The organism is Streptomyces pathocidini, from assembly GCF_001418495.1.
GTDB lineage: Bacteria > Actinomycetota > Actinomycetes > Streptomycetales > Streptomycetaceae > Streptomyces > Streptomyces pathocidini.
This window is the reverse complement of record NZ_LIQY01000712.1, coordinates 1-1,930: the sequence shown is the minus strand read 5'-3', so window position 1 is coordinate 1,930 and position 1,930 is coordinate 1. Positions and strand designations below refer to the sequence as shown.

Here is a 1,930-nt window from a genome sequence, read left to right as displayed (position 1 = left end):
CCGCACGCCCGCACGCCCGCCCGGGTCGGAAGGCCTCCCGTTCATGTGCTGTGCTCCGTGGTTTTCAGGCCCAGGGCCTTGAGGTCCGGCATCGTGCCCTTCTGGGCCGCGCGGACGGCGTCCAGGAGAGTGCCCTGGCCGCCGCCGGCCTGGGCGAAGCCGTCCTGCATGACCCGCTGCGTGGCGGTCATGCGCGGCCCCCAGGTCCACCCGTGGCGGATCTTCTCCGTTTCCGCCTCGAAGAGCCGGTAGATGTCCTGGCCGCCGTAGTAGTCCCGGTCGAAGGCGTCGCGGCCCACGGGGACCAGGCCCGGCGCGGCGGGGTACTGGCTGCTCGCGCCGCTGGACAGGCGTGCCCGCAGCGCGTCCGGGTGCGAGACCTGCCACTCGATGAACTCCATGGCCGCCTCGGGGTGCTTGCTGTCCTTGGTGATGGCGAACGTCGAGCCGCCGTGCGTGCCCACACCCGGTGAGGCCGGGTCCCACTGGGGCAGTGGCGCGATCCGCCAGAGCCCTTTCTGCCCGGGCCTGGCCTTCATCTGCGCGCCCGCGTCCCACGCGCCGGTCAGCCGGGTCAGGACCAGCCCGTCGCCGATCTGCGCGTCGCTCTGCCGGCTCTCCACCCCGTTGGTGAAGACCAGGTCCTCGTCGATCAGCCGCTGCCAGAAGTCCGCGACCCGGCGGGTCGGCCCGTCCGTCAGGGAGACGTTCCACGCCCCGCCCTTGGTGGCGAACCACTGGGCGCCCGCCTGCCAGGAGTACGCCGCGAACTGCATCCCGCCGTCGGTGGGGAAGAGGACCAGCCTCCGGCCCGGCGCCTCGCGCCGCACCGTACGGGCCGTCTCCGCGAACTCGTCCCAGGTGCGCGGGACTTCGAGCCCGTACCGGTCGAACAGGTCGGCGCGGTAGTGCAGGACCATCGGCTCGACGTCGAGCGGGACGCTGAAGACGCGGCCCTCGAAGGTCGTCAGGTCCAGCGCCTGGGGCAGCAGCTTCCGGCGCAGCCGCTCGCCGACCAGCGAGGTGATGTCGCGGGCGACGCCGTCGATCGCGAAGCCGGGCACCTGTGGGTACTCGATGGTGGCGATGTCCGGCGCGTTGCCCGCGCGGGCGGCGTTGCTCAGCTTGGCGTATCCGCCCTGGCCGCCCGCTGGCACCTGCTGGAAGTCGATCTGGATGTGGTCGTGGGTCTTGTTGAACGCGTCCACCACCTCCTGGCTGCCGCGCAGGGCGGACCAGAAGGTGACGCGCGTGGTCCTGCTCGTGCCACGCGACGGCGTGCTGCCCTCGCAGGCGCCCAGGGCGCCTGTCAGAGGCAGCGCGGCCATCGCGGCGAGCACGGATCGACGGCTTCGTCGGCCGGGCATGGGCGCCTCCCGCGGCTCCTGTTCGAGACACGGGAATCCTGATCGGCTGACCATGTCTGGTCAATAGATCGATCAGAAGAAACTCAAGCGGTCAAACGATCGCCCGGGAGGGGGTGTTGGCGGAAGCGGTCCGCCGCGCCGCCCTCGGCCAAACCGAGCTGCCCTCAACCAACCGAGCCGTCCTCAGCCCGCCTCGTGGGCCACCGCCCGCGCCGATCCCCGCACCTTCAACTCCGGCAGCAGCTCCATCCTCCGCACGGTCCCCGCCTCCGCCTGCCGCCCCCGCGCCAGCCGCTGGAGCAGCAGTTCCGCGGCCGCCCGCCCGACCTCGGTCTTCGGCGGGGCCACGGCGGTCAGCGGGGTGCTGCCCAGCGCGGCCACCACGTCGTCGTACGCCACCACCGAGCAGTCCTGCGGCACCCGTACGCCGCTGTCCGCGAGTTGCTGCACCAGCATCAGCGCGTCCACGTCCCCGTGCAGCACGGCGGCCGTGGCTCCGCGCTCCCGCAGCAGCGCGGCCAGGTCGAGCGGCGCCCGCCGCCCGGCGCCGCCCCCCGAAAGGC

2 protein-coding genes are annotated in these 1,930 nt (G+C 72.9%); both read right to left on the bottom strand.

What is annotated here, in order from left to right:
- Window positions 1-41: 41 nt before the first annotated feature.
- Entirely contained in the window at window positions 42-1,367 is a 1,326-nt protein-coding gene (locus AOK16_RS24735) for an ABC transporter substrate-binding protein (RefSeq protein WP_055474316.1), read from the bottom strand.
- Between the two features lie 183 nt (window positions 1,368-1,550).
- On the bottom strand, window positions 1,551-1,930 hold a 380-nt coding region (locus AOK16_RS24730), incomplete at its 5' end, for a substrate-binding domain-containing protein (protein ID WP_169790958.1).

Excerpts from the sequence above, each read along its gene's own strand:
- AOK16_RS24735 (WP_055474316.1), bottom strand. The coding sequence starts at position 1,367 with ATGCCCGGCCGACGAAGCCGTCGATCCGTGCTCGCCGCGATGGCCGCG.